At 72.1% G+C, this 14796-nt stretch carries 17 protein-coding genes; 10 read left to right on the forward strand and 7 right to left on the reverse strand.

The genetic code is table 11. The features are described 5' to 3' along the window. Nucleotides 1-206: 206 nt before the first annotated feature. The gene (locus AB0H84_RS48130) at nucleotides 207-1301 is read right to left on the reverse strand and encodes a Xaa-Pro peptidase family protein (protein WP_357620233.1); all 1095 of its coding nucleotides are present in this window, start codon (nucleotides 1299-1301) and stop codon (nucleotides 207-209) included. 157 nt (nucleotides 1302-1458) lie between these two features. Between AB0H84_RS48130 and AB0H84_RS48135 the strand changes: the two genes are divergently transcribed. Both AB0H84_RS48135 and AB0H84_RS48140 read left to right on the forward strand, forming a co-directional pair. Further along, the gene (locus AB0H84_RS48135; protein WP_357620198.1) at nucleotides 1459-2676 is read left to right on the forward strand and encodes a SpoIIE family protein phosphatase; all 1218 of its coding nucleotides are present in this window, start codon (nucleotides 1459-1461) and stop codon (nucleotides 2674-2676) included. Nucleotides 2677-2711: 35 nt separating this feature from the next. Beyond that, entirely contained in the window at nucleotides 2712-3605 is an 894-nt protein-coding gene (locus AB0H84_RS48140; RefSeq protein WP_357620235.1) for a 5'-3' exonuclease H3TH domain-containing protein, read from the forward strand. A gap of 157 nt (nucleotides 3606-3762) precedes the next feature. Here the strand turns inward: AB0H84_RS48140 and menD are convergent, their stop codons facing one another. Together menD and AB0H84_RS48150 are read right to left on the reverse strand one after the other, a co-directional pair. Further along, entirely contained in the window at nucleotides 3763-5427 is a 1665-nt protein-coding gene (gene menD, locus AB0H84_RS48145; RefSeq protein ID WP_357620200.1) for a 2-succinyl-5-enolpyruvyl-6-hydroxy-3-cyclohexene-1-carboxylic-acid synthase, read from the reverse strand. After that, nucleotides 5424-6350: an o-succinylbenzoate synthase gene (locus AB0H84_RS48150; protein ID WP_357620202.1), complete on the reverse strand. Its 927-nt coding sequence runs from the start codon at nucleotides 6348-6350 to the stop codon at nucleotides 5424-5426. The genes menD and AB0H84_RS48150 overlap by 4 nt, the downstream gene beginning before the upstream one ends. A gap of 48 nt (nucleotides 6351-6398) precedes the next feature. Here AB0H84_RS48150 and AB0H84_RS48155 point away from each other — a divergent pair, with 48 nt between their 5' ends. From AB0H84_RS48155 to AB0H84_RS48165, 3 genes are all read left to right on the forward strand, one after another. After that, nucleotides 6399-7562 carry an AMP-binding protein gene (locus AB0H84_RS48155; RefSeq protein ID WP_357620204.1) on the forward strand — a complete coding sequence of 388 codons (1164 nt, stop codon included), beginning with the start codon at nucleotides 6399-6401 and terminating at the stop codon, nucleotides 7560-7562. 43 nt (nucleotides 7563-7605) lie between these two features. Then, nucleotides 7606-7908, forward strand: coding sequence for a hypothetical protein (locus AB0H84_RS48160; RefSeq protein WP_357620206.1), 303 nt, complete (start codon nucleotides 7606-7608; stop codon nucleotides 7906-7908). A 173-nt stretch (nucleotides 7909-8081) separates the two neighbouring features. Further along, nucleotides 8082-9413, forward strand: a complete 1332-nt coding sequence (locus tag AB0H84_RS48165; protein ID WP_357620208.1) for an RNA polymerase sigma factor — start codon at nucleotides 8082-8084, stop codon at nucleotides 9411-9413. A 73-nt stretch (nucleotides 9414-9486) separates the two neighbouring features. On the opposite strand, the gene AB0H84_RS48170 is transcribed toward AB0H84_RS48165, so the two are convergent. Next, the gene (locus AB0H84_RS48170) at nucleotides 9487-9885 is read right to left on the reverse strand and encodes a hypothetical protein (protein WP_357620209.1); all 399 of its coding nucleotides are present in this window, start codon (nucleotides 9883-9885) and stop codon (nucleotides 9487-9489) included. 113 nt (nucleotides 9886-9998) lie between these two features. Between AB0H84_RS48170 and AB0H84_RS48175 the strand changes: the two genes are divergently transcribed. Next, complete coding sequence (locus AB0H84_RS48175; RefSeq protein WP_357620211.1) at nucleotides 9999-10559, forward strand: TetR/AcrR family transcriptional regulator C-terminal domain-containing protein; 561 nt, start codon at nucleotides 9999-10001, stop codon at nucleotides 10557-10559. A 201-nt stretch (nucleotides 10560-10760) separates the two neighbouring features. Continuing rightward, a complete protein-coding gene (locus tag AB0H84_RS48180; protein ID WP_138669881.1) occupies nucleotides 10761-10952 on the forward strand; it encodes a DUF5999 family protein in 192 nt (63 codons plus the stop codon). Nucleotide 10953: 1 nt separating this feature from the next. On the opposite strand, the gene AB0H84_RS48185 is transcribed toward AB0H84_RS48180, so the two are convergent. Then, complete coding sequence (locus AB0H84_RS48185) at nucleotides 10954-11544, reverse strand: alpha/beta family hydrolase (protein WP_357620213.1); 591 nt, start codon at nucleotides 11542-11544, stop codon at nucleotides 10954-10956. Between the two features lie 82 nt (nucleotides 11545-11626). On the opposite strand from AB0H84_RS48185, the gene AB0H84_RS48190 reads away from it, so the two are divergent. After that, on the forward strand, nucleotides 11627-11974 hold the full coding sequence (locus AB0H84_RS48190) for a hypothetical protein (RefSeq protein WP_357620215.1): 348 nt from the start codon (nucleotides 11627-11629) through the stop codon (nucleotides 11972-11974). Between the two features lie 48 nt (nucleotides 11975-12022). On the opposite strand, the gene AB0H84_RS48195 is transcribed toward AB0H84_RS48190, so the two are convergent. After that, nucleotides 12023-12478: an Lrp/AsnC family transcriptional regulator gene (locus AB0H84_RS48195; RefSeq protein ID WP_357620217.1), complete on the reverse strand. Its 456-nt coding sequence runs from the start codon at nucleotides 12476-12478 to the stop codon at nucleotides 12023-12025. 93 nt (nucleotides 12479-12571) lie between these two features. On the opposite strand from AB0H84_RS48195, the gene AB0H84_RS48200 reads away from it, so the two are divergent. Both AB0H84_RS48200 and AB0H84_RS48205 read left to right on the forward strand, forming a co-directional pair. Further along, the gene (locus AB0H84_RS48200) at nucleotides 12572-13426 is read left to right on the forward strand and encodes an LLM class flavin-dependent oxidoreductase (protein ID WP_357620219.1); all 855 of its coding nucleotides are present in this window, start codon (nucleotides 12572-12574) and stop codon (nucleotides 13424-13426) included. Continuing rightward, complete coding sequence (locus AB0H84_RS48205; RefSeq protein ID WP_357620221.1) at nucleotides 13423-13848, forward strand: nucleoside deaminase; 426 nt, start codon at nucleotides 13423-13425, stop codon at nucleotides 13846-13848. Before AB0H84_RS48200 ends, AB0H84_RS48205 begins: the two co-directional genes overlap by 4 nt. A 13-nt stretch (nucleotides 13849-13861) precedes the next feature. Here AB0H84_RS48205 and AB0H84_RS48210 read toward each other — a convergent pair whose 3' ends face one another. Beyond that, nucleotides 13862-14659, reverse strand: a complete 798-nt coding sequence (locus AB0H84_RS48210) for a tetratricopeptide repeat protein (protein ID WP_357620223.1) — start codon at nucleotides 14657-14659, stop codon at nucleotides 13862-13864. Nucleotides 14660-14796: the final 137 nt, after the last annotated feature.

Here is a 14796-nt window from a genome sequence, read left to right on the forward strand (position 1 = left end):
GGCTGCGCCTCAGCCGCCCCACCGCCGCGTCGGTCAAGGGATGGGCTCGGCTGGACGCCGGAGGCGCCTCAGCAAGGACAGCCCGAGCCGATCAGCGAGGACCGCTCGGGGCGGATGTCAGCAGGCCCACCACCCAGCAGGGCGAGGGGTGGGCCTGCTCTGACTCACCACCTGGCAGGGCAAGGGGTGGGCCGCCTCTGGCTCACCTACACGATGACGAGGTCGCGGGGCGTGTTGTTGAGGCGCTCCGCGCCCCCTTCCGTGCACACCACGATGTCCTCGATCCGGGCCCCGTGCCGGCCGGGCAGGTAGATCCCCGGCTCCACCGAGAACGCGAAGCCCGGCTCCATCGGCGCCCCGTTGCCCGAGACGATGTACGGCTCCTCGTGCGTCTCGATCCCGATCCCGTGCCCGGTCCGGTGGATGAAGTAGTCGCCGTACCCCGCCTCCGCGATGATGTCGCGGGCGGCCGCGTCGATCGACTCGCACGACACCCCCGGCCGCACCGCCACACAGGCCGCGTCCTGCGCCCGGCGCAGCACCTCGTAGTACGCCGCGAACTCCGCGGGCGGCTCCCCCACGCTGTACGTGCGCGTCGAGTCCGAGCAGTAGCCGTTGTGCAGCTGGCCGCCGATGTCGACCACGACCGGCTCGCCCGCCTGGATCACCCGGTCGGACACGTCGTGGTGCGGGCTGGCGCCGTTCGGCCCCGAGGCGACGATGACGAAGTCGACCGTCGCGTGGCCCGTCGCCAGGATCGCCTCGGCGATGTCCCTGCCCACCTCGCGCTCCGTGCGCCCGGCCCGCAGGAACTCCGGGACGCGCCGGTGCACCGCGTCGATCGCCTCCCCGGCCTCGCGCAGCGCCGCCACCTCCGCGGCCGACTTGCGCATCCGCAGCTCCCGCAGCACGGTGCCGGCCAGCACCTGCTCGGCCTCCGGCAGCACCTCGCGGAAGCGGAGCGACGACATGGCCCACATCCGGTCGGCCAGGCCCACCTTGCCGACCTTGCCGAGCCGGGCGGCCACGACGGCGTACGGGTCGTCGGTCTCGTCCCACGCCACGAACTCCAGCCCCAGCCGCGAGGCCGGCGACGCCTCCGCGGCGGGCAGCTCCAGGCGGGGCACCATCATGTACGCGTCACCGGAGGCGGGCACCACGAGACAGGTCAGCCGCTCCAGCGGCTTGGCCTCATATCCGCTCACATAACGCAGATCGGGCCCGGGGGTCAGCAGCAGGGCGTCGACACCGGCCTTGGCGGTGGCCTCCTGAACGGCGGCGAGACGGGACACGGGATACAAGTCTGAGGACGTCACAGCCCATAATCTACTCGGACCCCGGCCCCTAAAATCCGCGAAAAGCTCTCACAACACAGCAGCCCATCGCTACACTCCGTCCAGAGTTGATCACGTAGTGTGGGGTCAATTGTCCAGTTCGACTGCACTTGAGAGTGAGACCATGGTCGACGTCATAGGCGCGGCCGAGCTGCTCAGCCACGACAACCACGACAGCCGCGACAGCGACGCCGAAAAGCTCGCCGCCCGGCTGGCGCACGCCCAGCGGCTCGGCAACATGGGCTGGGCGGAGTGGCACATGCACTCCGGCGAGACGATCTGGTCCGACCAGGTGTACCTGATCTTCGGCCGCGACCCCGCCGACGGTCCCATCGCCCTGCCCGACCTGGCCAAACACGTCGAACACGACGACGTCGGCACGCTCAGCCGCCTCCTGTGGTCGGCCATCGAAGGTGTCGAACCGGTGCAGGCCGAGTTCCGCATCCGGCGCGGAGGCGAGCTGCGCGACCTGCGCGTCGTGCTCGAGCCGCTCGTGGCCCCCGGCGGCCCCGTGGGCCTGCACGGCGTCATCCAGGACATCACCGGCCGCCGCCGCGCCGAGCGCATGATGTCGGAGTCGCGCCGCCAGCTCCTGGAGGCCCGCGAGCAGGCCGCCGAGGAGCGCCACGTCATGCTCGCCCTGCGCGACGCCATCCTCCCCGACTCCGCCGGAGACCTCGACCTGCCGCACGCCAACGTCGCGGTCCGGTACGTGCCGGCCGAGAAGACCGCGAACCTGGGCGGCGACTGGTTCGAGGCCGCCCCGGCCCACGACGGACGGCTGCTGCTGGCCATCGGCGACGTCTCCGGCCACGGCCTGCCCGCCATCGCGCACATGGCCCAGCTCCGTCACGCCCTCGTCGGCCTGGCCATGACCGGCCAGCCCGCGCACCGGCTCCTGGCCTGGCTGAACGACCTCGTCCTGCACCAGCTCAAGGAGACCACCGCCACCGCGATCATCGGCCATCTCGACCCGGAGACGCGCGTGCTCGCCTGGAGCCAGGCGGGCAACCTCGCGCCCATCCTCGTGCGCGAAGGGGCCGCCAGCCAGCTCGCCCAGCCCCGCGGCGTGCTGCTCGGCGCCGCCTCGGAGCGCCCGTACGAGCTGGCGACCACCCGCCTGCTGCCCGGGGACCTGCTGCTGATGTTCACCGACGGGCTGGTCGAGCGGCGCACCCGCGACATCGACGTCGGCCTCGACCTGGTCCTGGCGGCCGCCCGCGACGTGCCCGCCCGCGACCTGGACGCCGGGCTCGACCGCCTCCTCGCCGACATCGGCGGCCCGAACCCCGAGGACGACGCCTGCCTGCTGGCGGTGGCCGTACCCGGGCAGAGCGGGTAACGGCTTGTCAGAGGTGCGACCATAGACGCGTGCTGATGCTTCTCGACACCCCATCGCTCTACTTCCGCGCTTTCTACGGCGTGCCGGAGTCGGTCAAGGCCCCCGACGGCTCCCCCGTCAACGCCGTACGCGGCCTCATCGACATGATCGCCACCCTCGTCCGCCAGCACTCCCCCACCGCGCTCGCGGCCACCATGGACGCCGACTGGCGGCCGGCCTTCCGCGTCCAGGCGATCCCGACGTACAAGGCGCACCGCGTCGCCCAGGGCGACGCCGAAGAGGTGCCGGAGGCGCTCGTCCCGCAGATCGCGGTCATCCAGGACGTGCTCGACGCCGTCGGCATCGCCCGCCTGGAGTCGCCCGGCTACGAGGCCGACGACGTGATCGGCACGCTCACCCACCAGGCCCCGGGCGCCGTCGACATCGTGACCGGCGACCGCGACCTGTTCCAGCTCGTCGACGACGCCCGCCCCGTACGCGTCCTCTACACCGCCCGCGGCATCCGCAACCTGCAGATCGTGGACGAGGCGTTCGTCACCGCCAAATACGGCATCCCCGGCCGCTCCTACGCCGACTTCGCCACCCTGCGCGGCGACCCCAGCGACGGCCTGCCCGGCGTCGCCGGCGTCGGCGAGAAGACCGCCGCCGCCCTCATCACCCGCTTCGGCTCGCTCGACGCCCTGCTCGAAGCCCTCGACGCGGGCGTCACCGACGGCTTCCCCGCGGGCAGCCGCACCCGCCTGGCCGCCGCCCGCGACTACCTGAGCGCCGCGCCCGCCGTCGTCGAGGTGGCCTCCGACGCGCCGCTGCCGCCGGCCGACCTCACCCTGCCCGCCAAGCCGCGCGATCCCGAGGCGCTGGTGCGGCTCGCCGACCGGTACGGCCTGGACAGCCCGCTCAACCGCCTCTTCGACGCGCTCGGCGCCTGACGCCTGGACAGCCCGCTCAACCGCCTCCTCGACGCACTCGGCGCCTGACCGCCGCCCGTTTCCCGCAGCCCTGCCTCGTCCCTCTGACCGCCGCGTCCCTTTGCGTGAGCCCCTCCTCCCCTACAGGGACGTCCACCGGAGCAAGCACGGCGGGGCCTCAGCGGGAGGCGAGGAAGGCGTGGACGGCGTCCTGCGCCGCCTCGCGCAGGCGGGCGTGCACGATCGCGTTCTCCTCGCGGTCGGTGCGCACCTCCACCACCCGCGGCCCCTCCCCGCGCAGCGCCTTGGGCAGGTCGCTGACGTCCTCCAGGAGCCGGTACGGCGTCCCCGTCGCGGCCGCCACATAGGCGAGGTCCACCCCGTGCGGCGTGCCGAACACCCGCTCGAACGGGTCGCGCACCGCCGCCTGGGGCAGCAGCGAGAAGATGCCGCCGCCGTCGTTGTTGACGACCACGAAGCACAGGTCGGGCCGGGGCTCGCGCGGGCCGAGGATCAGCCCGTTCTGGTCGTGCAGGAACGACAGGTCGCCGATCAGCGCGTACGAGGGGCCGTTGTGCGCCAGCGCCGCCCCCATCGCCGCGGACACCACCCCGTCGATGCCCGAGGCGCCCCGGCCGGCCATCAGCCTGATGCCGCGCCGCGGCCGCATGGCCTGGTCCAGGTCGCGGATCGGCATCGACGAGCCGCAGAACAGCAGCGCGCCGTTCGGCAGCGAGTCGGCCAGGTCCCTCGCCAGGCGCGGCTCGCTCGTGCCGGACACGTCCAGCACCGCGTCCATCACCGACCGGACCGCCAGGTCGGCCTGCCGCCAGGCGTGCAGCCACGAGTCGTCGCCGGCGGCGACCGGGATCTCCACGGCCTGCGCCACCTGCGTGGCCGAGCGGGTCGGGTCGGGCCAGCGGCTCAGGTCGGGCGCCACCACGATGTGCTCCTCCGCCCGCTTCAGCCACGACAGCAGCGGCCTGGACAGCCCCGGCCGCCCGAGCGTCACGACCACGTCGGGCCGGTGCGTGTCGGCGAACTCCGGCGTGCCCAGCAGGTAGTGGTAGGTCGAGATGGCGTGGTCGCCGTAGCGGCCGCCGCCGTTGGGCTCCGACAGCACCGGCCAGCCCGCCATGCCGGCCGCGGCCACGTACCGGCGCACGTTGGGCGCGCCGTCGCCGACCACCAGCACGCCGCGCCTGGTCGGCGGGAGGTGCAGGGCGGCCGGCGGGGGCGCGACCCTGACCCGCACCCACGGGCCGTTCGCGCCGCCGTCGAGCGGCTCGCACCAGGAGGTGTCGCCGTCGGGGATCAGCGGCTCCCTGAAGGCCAGGTTCAGGTGGACGGGCCCCGGGTCGGACGGGCCCATGGCGCGCTGGTAGGCGCGGCAGGCCAGCGAACGCCAGTAGGCCACCTGCCCGGGACGGTCCTCGGGCACCCCGACCTCGGCGAACCACCGGGCCGCGGTGCCGAACAGCTTGATCTGGTCGATCGTCTGGTTCGCGCCGGTGCCGCGCAGCTCGGGCGGCCGGTCCGCGGTCAGCACCAGCAGCGGGACGCCCGACTCGCCCGCCTCGATCACGGCCGGGTGGAAGTTGGCCACGGCCGTGCCGGACGAGCAGATCAGCGCCACGGGCCGCTCGGAGCGCTTGGCCAGCCCCAGCGCCAGGAAGGACGCCGACCGTTCATCGATGCGCACGTGCAGGCGCACCCGCGACTCGGCGTGCAGGGCCAGTGCCAGGGGGGCGGAGCGCGAGCCGGGCGCGAGCACCACGTCGGTCAGGCCGCAGCGCACCAGCTCGTCGACCAGCACCGTGGCCAGCGCGGTAGCGGGGTTCAAAGTGACGCCTCCTGCATCCGGCGAAGCCACTGGGGAGATTCAATCTCAAATGCCGACAAATGCTGAAAACTGACAGAGGGGCGCCGTACCGTCAGGGCTCCGTCCACGGGCGTCAGCGAATCGTCCACGACGTCGCCAGCCAGCAACGCCATCGTGCCGAGACCGCACGCGTACGGCAGCGACGGCAGCGCCGCCGCCAGCGCCAGCCCCGCCGCCAGCCCCACGGACGTCTCCACGGCGCTGGAGACCACGGCGGGCAGCCCGCACGCCTCCACCACCCGCAGCGCGCTGCGCACACCGCCGAGCGGCTGCACCTTGACCACCGCGATGTCGGCGGCCTCCGCCGCCCGCACCCGCAGCGGGTCCTCGGCCCTGCGGATCGACTCGTCGGCCGCGATCGGCACGTCGCACGCCCGCCGCACCGCCGCCAGCTCCTCCAGCGTGGCGCACGGCTGCTCGGCGTATTCCAGGTCCAACCGGTCGAGCCGCTTCAGCCGCCGCACCGCCTCGTCGACGTCCCACGCGCCGTTGGCGTCGACCCGCAGCCGCCCACCGGGCCCCAGCGCGTCGCGCACGGCCTCCACCCTGGCCACGTCGTCGTCGAACGTCTGACCGCGCTCGGCCACCTTGACCTTGGCCGTGCCGCACCCGGACCGCCGGACGATCTCGTACGCCTGCTCGGGCCCCACCGCGGGCACGGTCGCGTTGACGGGGACGCTGTCGCGCACCGGCGCGGGCCACCCCTCGAACGCCGCCTCACGGGCACAGGCCAGCCAGCGGGCGCACTCGCGCGGGCCGTACTCCGGGAACGGGGAGAACTCCCCCCACCCCGCGGGACCGTGCAGCAGCACGCCTTCCCTGACGGTCTGCCCACGGAATCGAGTGCGCATGGGGATGCGGAAGACCACGGGAGAACGCGTCACGACCCTCCCTGCGCCTCAATCCGACCTGTCGCCACTAACCTTACGAGCATGTGGAGGAACCCGTCGCATCCGGACCGTCCGCTGCATGCCATTGTGCAGCCTCCCGGCCCCGCCCTGTTCAGGGCCGTCCGCGACGCGCTGTCCGGCGAGGGCCCTGCCGTCCTGCCCCTGACCCCCGGCCACTCCGAGGCCGCCGTCGCCGCGCTGCGTCCCACCCACGTCGACGGCGTGCCCCAGAGCGACGGCGCGGGCGTCCCCAACGACGTGGCGGTGGTGATCGCCACCAGCGGCAGCACCGGCGCGCCCAAGGGCGTGCTGCTCTCGGCCACCGCGCTGCGCGCCTCCGCGGCGGCCTCCCTGCGCCGCCTGGAGGCCGCCAAGGGCGAGCGCTGGCTGTGCTGCCTGCCCGTCTCCCACGTCTCCGGCCTCCAGGTCCTGGTACGCGCCCTGCTCTCGGAGAGCGAGCCGATCATCCATGCCGGGTTCGACCCGCACGAGGTCCTCCGCTCGGGTGCCCACCACGTCTCCCTCGTCCCCACCCAGCTCCACCGGCTGGTCGAGCTGGGGGCGGACCTGTCGGTGTTCCGCACGATCCTGCTCGGCGGCGCGGCTCCCCGTCCCGGCCTGGTGGAGCAGGCCCGTGACCTCGGCGCCCGGGTCGTGACGACGTACGGAATGAGCGAGACGAGCGGCGGCTGCGTGTACGACGGCCAACCCCTTTACAATGTAGATCTCAAGATCGGCGAGGACGGCCTGATCAGGATCGCCGGGCCCGTGCTGTTCTCGGGCTACCGCTTCGGCGAGCCGGGCCCGGACAGTGGCACAGACCCGTTCGACGGCGACTGGTTCCGCACCTCCGACCTGGGCGAGCTGGCCGGCGGCCGGCTCCGCGTGCTGGGCCGGGCCGACGACGTGATCAACACCGGCGGCGAGAAGGTCGTGGCCGCCGCCGTGGCCACGGTGCTCTGCACCCACCCCGAGGTGGCCGATGCCGCCGTGATCGGCACGCCGGACGCGGAATGGGGTGAGCTGGTCACGGCCGTCGTGGTCCCCGCCAACCCCGACACACCCCCGACGCTTCTGCAATTGCGGGCGTTCTGCCGCGATAGGCTCCCCCCTCACGCCGCCCCGCGCGATCTTCGCCTGGTGCCCCAGCTCCCGCTGCTGCCGAACGGTAAGACCGATCTGGTACGGCTTCGGGCAGGAACCTGATGAGTTGCGGCTGCGTCAAATTGGGGAGAAGGAGGGAGCCTTCATGGACCAGACCCGCAAGATGTGGGCATCCGCGGCAGTCGTCGGCGTGATTGTCGCCGGAGGCGCCTCGATCGCGGCGGCCGCCTCGGCGGGCAAGCTCGACCAGGTCGCCAAGGAGACCAGAGCCGTGGTGGAGAAGGCGTCACCGTCCCCGACGACCAGCGAGGACGACGTCGTGGTCTCCCACGACGTCAACCCCGACCCGCGCGCCGTCATCGACTACTGGACGGACCAGCGCATGCAGGACGCCCAGCCGATGCCCATGCCCGTGGTCTCGGCCGGAGAGGTCGAGGTCCGCGAATAAGACTCAGGGGAGGGGCGGTTCGGCCCTATGGGCGTTCCGCCCCTTTTTCGTCCCCCCGGGAACAAATGACGGCGATTGGCGTTATTGATACTGGTGCGCCGTGCGGACAGCCAGACAGCCGCCCCACCACAACCTGCCTGATCGCTTCGACTCCGTACGGAGGAGGTGTCCTCATGCCCAGAACCGCCGTAGCGACCCCACCTGCGACTCTCGACCAGCTCATTGAACGAGGGCGAGCCCAGGGTCACCTTTCTCTGGCGGAGCTGCGTGACGCGTTCACGGAGGCCGGTATCAGCCCCTCGGAAGGCCGCACGATCCTGCGTGAGCTTTCGGAGAGCGGCGTGAGCCTGGCCGCCGAGAACGAGCCGTCTCTCAGCAAGACCGCCCCCAAGAAGGCCACCAGGAAGCCTGCGCGTGCAAAGACTACCGGCCGCAAGGCAGCCGAGGCAAAAACCGTCACCGCAGCCGCCGCCAGGGCAGTGACCCCGTCCGAGCGCAAGCCGGAGCACGAGGAGGACGTCCCCGACGACCTCGCGCTGAGCGCCGAGGAAGTCGACCTCGAGAACGACCAGATCGACCTGGACGACACCCAGTCGGTCATGGGCGACTCCGTGCACACCTACCTCAAGTCCATCGGCCGGCGCACGCTGCTCACGGCGGCGCAGGAGGTGGAGCTGGCCCGGCGCATCGAGGCGGGCCTGTACGCCGAGTACAAGCTGGAGACCGACCCGGACCTGTCCCCCTCCTACCGGGAGGACCTGCTCCTCGTCGTCGAGGACGGCAAGCAGGCCAAGGATCACATGCTGGAGGCCAACCTCCGGCTCGTGGTGTCGGTGGCCAAGAAGTACACCGACCGCGGCATGTCGCTGCTGGACGTGGTCCAGGAGGGCAACCTGGGACTGATCAGGGCGGTGGAGAAGTTCGACTACACCAAGGGCTTCAAGTTCTCCACCTATGCCATGTGGTGGATCAGGCAGGCCATCCAGCGCGGCTTCGCCGACTCGGCCCGTACGATCCGGCTGCCCGTGCACGTGCTGGAGATGCTCTCCAAGCTGTCGCGCATCGAGCGTGACATGCACCAGCGGCTGGGGCGCGAACCCACGCCCGAGGAACTGGCCGTCGAGCTCGACAAGACGCCGGACCAGATCGAGGAGCTGCTGCGGACCAGCCGCCAGCCGATCTCGCTCAACGCGACGATCGGCGAGGACGGGGAGACCACCATCGGCGACCTCATCGAGGACGTGGACTCGCCGGAGGCGTCGGAGATCGTCGACCGCCAGCTGCTGGGCGACCAGCTGCGTGGCGTCCTCGACAACCTCTCGCCCCGGGAGTCGAAGATCATGGCTCTGCGCTTCGGCCTCGTGGACGGCAAGCCGCACACGCTGGACGAGATCGGCAAGCACCTGGGGCTGACGCGGGAGCGGATCCGCCAGCTGGAGAAGGAGTCACTCTCCAAGCTCCGCCACCCCAGCAACACCCGTCCGCTGCTCGACTGGGCCAGCTGACACTCCGGGACGAGCCCCGGCACAACGAGGGAGGATGTGCCGGGGCTTCGCCCTGTGTTGGGAGACTTCGGGGTCAGCGGCTCGCGGGCACCGGCCGGGGCACGCGCGGGATCCCCCACATCCGGTTGTCCTCGCGCAGCGTGCGGAGCCGATCGACCTCCGCCGTCCACATGGCCCCGGCAGGCGTCGCCTTGGCCTTGCGGCGCGCGATCCGGTTGTCGTACGCCTTCACCCCGAACGTGGCCCGCTGCCCCGCCTCGGCGGCCCGCAGCGCGTCCGTCAGCGTCCGGTCGAACTCCCGCCCGGCAGCCAGCAGCTCGATCTCGTCGGCCGCGGCGGCCCGCAGCTCGCGCAGCGTCTGCTCGGCCTGACGGGCCCTCTCGAGCAACTCGGGGTAGCTCCTGGAGATCTCCTGGTCCGCGTGGTAGCGAACCTCGGCCTCACGGCTCACCCGCGGACGGAAAAACGCCATCGACCCTGCCCCTTCAACAGCCGGTACTCGTTCAACCGCCAAGGGTACGCCGTCGCGCGACACGGCGGGAAATCGGCCTGGCGCGACAGACTTTACGAAGTAAGATGATCTCCATGCCCGCCAAGAGACCGCCCGTCCCGCTCTCCCGCGAGCGCATCATTGAGGCCGCACTCCACATCGCCGACAGCCAGGGGCTGCGCCGGCTCACCATGCGGCGCCTGGGCGACGCCCTCCAGGTGGAGGCCATGGCCATCTACCACCACCTGCCCAGGGGCAAGGAGGCGCTGATGGACGCCCTGGCCGAGCACGTGACCACGGTCCACGTCGAGCAGCTGCCCACCTGGCAGGAGACGGCCAAGGCGTGGTGCAGGGCGGAGCGGGAGCTACTGCGCGACCACCCGGGCGTACTAGCACTCGCCCTGACCAAGCCCCCCAAAGGGGCCACAGCCCTCGCCATCCGGGAGCAGACCGAGCAACTCGCCGAGGGCGGCCTGCCTGACGCCGCGGAGGCGGTCAGGGCGCTGCGGGCCTTCGTCTTCGGGAGCGTGGCCGTCGAGGTGCAGCAGTCAGGCTGGGCCGATCCCGAGGTTGACGAGTGGGTCAGGCGTGACGAAAGAGCCGATGTGGATTTCGAGCGCGGACTCGACGCTCTGCTCAAGGGATTGCAAACGTAGTGCGCGTGTCGCGCTTGGCCCGTTATTCTGCATAAGGCACGCTGTGTCGAAGGTCACACGACCGGGCAAATCACCCGTAACGGGTCCCAACGGGCTATGCCCGAGAGTGTGATGGATGTCGCACACTTGCCAGAACAACTACCCGAGCCGGCTCCCGACCCTCCAAGCGGGAGCGTCCCACGAGATATCGGAGGCACGCCGATGTGCCCGCACGACCCGGCCTGTCCGGACGCCGAGGCGCCTGACCGCGAGAAGGCACGCACTCTCGCCTGCCACCCCGAGCAGGGGTGGAGCTTGCTCTGCAACGGCGTCGTCCTGTTCGAGGACACCGGGGAGCTTCTTCCCAGCGGCGCCACCATCGAACCGCACCGGCCCGTCGTCGGCGCCGCGTGACCTACGCGTAGTGGGCGATCCACTCCGCCACGACCTCGCCCACCCGGGCGGGGTCCTTCTTCAGGTCATGGCCCTCCCCCGGCAGCACCACCAGGCGCGCGGCGTCCGCGGCGTCCGGCACGCCGAACGGGTCGCGGTCCCCGTTGACCACCAGCACGTCCACCCCGGCACCGCGTAGCTCGTCGACCCTGGAGCGTTCCGGCTTCCCCGGCGGGTGCAGCGGAAAGGCCAGCGCCACCACCGCGGCCGCGCCGACCGCCCTGGCCGTGCGGCAGGCCACCCGCGCCCCGTTGCTCCGCCCGCCCTGCACGACAGGCAGCCCGGGCCGGCGCGTACGCAACTCCTTCAGGACGATCTCCCAGGCCTCGTCCTGCCTGGCGGCCGAGCCCGGCGCCCGCGCCCCCGCCACCCTGAACGCCTGCGTCACCCTGGCCACGCTGACCCCTGACTCCAGGGCGGCATCCCGTACGGCCAGCAGGTCGACGGCGTCCACTCCCCCGGACGACCCGTGGGTGAGCACCAGCAGCAGCCGCGGATCCGCGACCTCGTCCATGTGGACGAGTGCCGGCCCTCGCGGGGTCATGACCTCCATGCCAGCACGGTACCTGGGGAGGATTCCGGGTTAGCCCTCAGGTCGGATGACGGCGCGCCGAACGCGATGAATGATTACTCACATGCCAGACACAGGCCCTATCCGGGATGAGCTGCGGGCCACCATGGAGGCCCGCCGCGACCTCGGGCCCGAGTACGAATCCGCGCTCGTCGAGTCCTTCGTGGAGCGCCTCGACGCCACCATCTCCGCCCGCGTACGGGCCGAGCTGGACCACCACGGCGCCGCACCGCGCAAGAGGAGCACCCCGGGCGGCGCGATGATCCCGATCGCGCTGGGCTCGATGGGCATCGGCATCCCGCTGACGGCCATCGCGGCGGGTTACGCGGGGCTGACGGGGCTGACCATCGCGTGGATCGCGATCGTGATCATCAACGTGGCCGCCGCCGGGGCGGTCATGCGCCGTAACTGATCCGTGCGGGCACGCGGCGGGGGCCGCGGGAGGAGCCACGCCCGGCCGTCAGGCGTCCGGGGCCGCCTGCGGACCGCGGTACGCCAGCGTCCGGCTGTAAACGATGCTGGTCGTCGTGCTGCCGAACTCGGCGAGCTCGCCGACCAGCCGTTCCAGATGGCGCATGGAGCCCGCGGCCACCTTCAGCGTGTAGCAGTCGTCGCCCGTGGTCCGCAGGCACTCCAGGATCTCCACCCGCTCGGAGAGCAGCCGATGCAGCGGCTCGTGCCGGTTGCCCGGGTACTTCAGGCGCACGACGGCGAGCACCGCGTACCCCACCTTCTCCAGGTCGACGTCGGCGTGGTAGCCGGCGATGACACCCAGCGACTCGAGGCGTCTCACGCGTTCGGTCGTCGCCGACGAGCTGAGGTTCACCCGCCGTCCGAGCTCGGTGAACGGCACGCGGCCGTCCCGCTGGAGCTCGACGAGGATCGCCCAGTCGGTCGCATCGAGATTCTCGGCCATCCGGCCAACATACCGGCAGAATCCCGGAACGCCACGATTTATGCCGGAAGAAACCCCTTAATTCCGGGGTGATCGCCGGGATAGGTTAGACCGGTGCAAATAGGTGTAAACGTTCCGAACTTCGGGCCCGGCACCGATCCCGGCGTCCTGCGCGGCTGGGCGCAGACGGTGGAGGGGCTGGGCTTCGATCTGCTGATGGTCTCCGACCACGTCGTGGTGACGCCCGATGTCGCCAAGCAGTATCCCGCGCCGTTCTACGAGCCGTTCACCACCCTGGCCTGGCTCGCCGGCATCACCGGCCGGGTCCGGCTCGGGACGACGGTGCTCATCGCGCCGTACCGGCACCCGCTGCTGACCGCCCGCATGGCCGCCAACCTCAACCAGCTCAGCGGCGGCAGGCTGATCCTCGGTGTCGCCTCCGGCTGGGCCCGGCAGGAGTTCGCGGCGCTCGGCGTGCCGTTCGACCAGCGCGGGAAGCTCACCGACGACGTCCTCCTGGCGCTGCGGGCCGCCCGGGAGGACAGCGAGGACTATCGCGCCGGACCGATCCCGCTGTGGATCGGCGGCAACAGCGACGCCGGCATCCGGCGGGCGGTCCGCCTCGGCGACGCGTGGCACCCGCTGCGGAACTCTCTCCCCTGGCTGCGCGATGCGCTCGACAGGATGAAGGCCATCGCCGGCGACCGGCCGGTGCCCGCGTTCGTCCCGCGCATCGTCCTGCGGATCACCGGCTCGCCCGTCACCGGCCCCGGCCGCCTCGCCGGCGAGGGGACCATTGACCAGGTGGTCCAGGACCTCGAAGAGCTACGGCGGCTCGGCGCCGAGACGGTCGTGCTCGACCCGTTCGACGGCGACCCGGACGAGACCCTCCGCCCCGAGGCGAAATGGCACATGCTCGCAGCCGTCGCCGCTCATTGGAACCTTCACCCGCGAATGGAGCAACGGTGACCCAGAACGAGGAACGACTTCTGCGCCGTGCGATCGAGCTCGCCGCCGCGGCACGGGCGGGCGGCAACCCGCCGTTCGGATCGCTGCTGGCCGGTCCGGACGGCCGCGTGCTCGCCGAGGAGTGGAACACCACGCTCACCGACGACGACATCAGCGCGCACCCGGAGCTGAAACTGGCCCGCTGGGCGGCCCGCGAGCTCGATCCCGCCACCGCGGCCGCCACGATCATGTACACGAGCTGTCAGCCCTGCGGCATGTGCACGGGGGCGATCCAGCGCTCCGGGCTCGGCCGCGTCGTGTTCGCCCTCTCCGGGGAGCAGCTCGACGGACTCAAACCCGGTGGGGGCTGGCCGCAGGTGCCGCAGGAGGGCCCGGCACTGTACGACGAGGCGCGGGTCCCGGTCGAGGGGTACTACCACTGAGCCCCCGCGGCTGTCAGGCGTCGCGGTGGTAGCGGAGGCGGACCTCGGCGGCCAGGGTCTCGTCCTCGTTCTCCAGCCCGTACGACCACACCCGCCCCGCGTCGTCGCCGCGCCCCCGCAGCGGCAGGGTCCGGGCCAGCAGCTCGATGGCCAGGGCGCCGGTCTGCGGGTCGGCGCCGGACTCGACGCTCTCCGCGAACTCCGCGCAGGCCAGATCCAGGTGCGCGATCCCGAGCTGCACCCGCAGCCCCGGCACCTCCTCGGCCGGAGCGACCTCGAGGGCGTCCATGAGCAGGTCGGCCGCCGCCCCGGGCTCCCCCTGCTCCAGCAGCAGGCCGGCCAGCTGCTGGGCGGCGTGGGCGCCGACGTGCGGGTCGCCGCCCTCCATGGCGGCGCGCAGCTCATTCTCGGCCTCGGCCGGGTTGCCGGAGTCGGCGGCCAGCCGGGCCAGCGCCAGGTGGGCCAGCGGCACGTAGGTGGCCGTACCGACCCCCAGAACGGCCTGCCAGGCGGCCCTGGCCTGCTCGGCCCGGCCCTCCCGTTCGAACCCCTGAGCGAGGTGGCAGGCGGCCTGCGCGGCGTACTCGGGGTGCCCGGTGGCCAGCGCGGTCCTGGCGGCGGTCCTGGCGGCCTCCACATCGCCGCGCTCCTCCAGCACCACGGCGAGCCCGACGGCCGCCTGCGCCCTGTCGGGGCCGTCGGGGTCGGCGGCCAGCTCGGCGAGTATGGCGGCGGCGGCGTCGAGGTCGCCGCTCTCGGCCAGGCGGCGGGCGGCGTCGAGGGGCGGGGTCTCCAGCTCTGAGGACGTCAAGAGAGCTCCTTGTGGCGACGGTCGCACCGAGCCTAACGACTTCTGGCGATCATGTCTGCTCGGTTGACGCGGAAGGACTGGCCGGCTTCGGACGTCGGCGCAACAGCAGGCGCGGCAGCCCCGTCCTGCAACGGGGC

Source organism: Nonomuraea sp. NPDC050786 (assembly GCF_040654115.1).
Taxonomy (GTDB): Bacteria; Actinomycetota; Actinomycetes; order Streptosporangiales; family Streptosporangiaceae; genus Nonomuraea.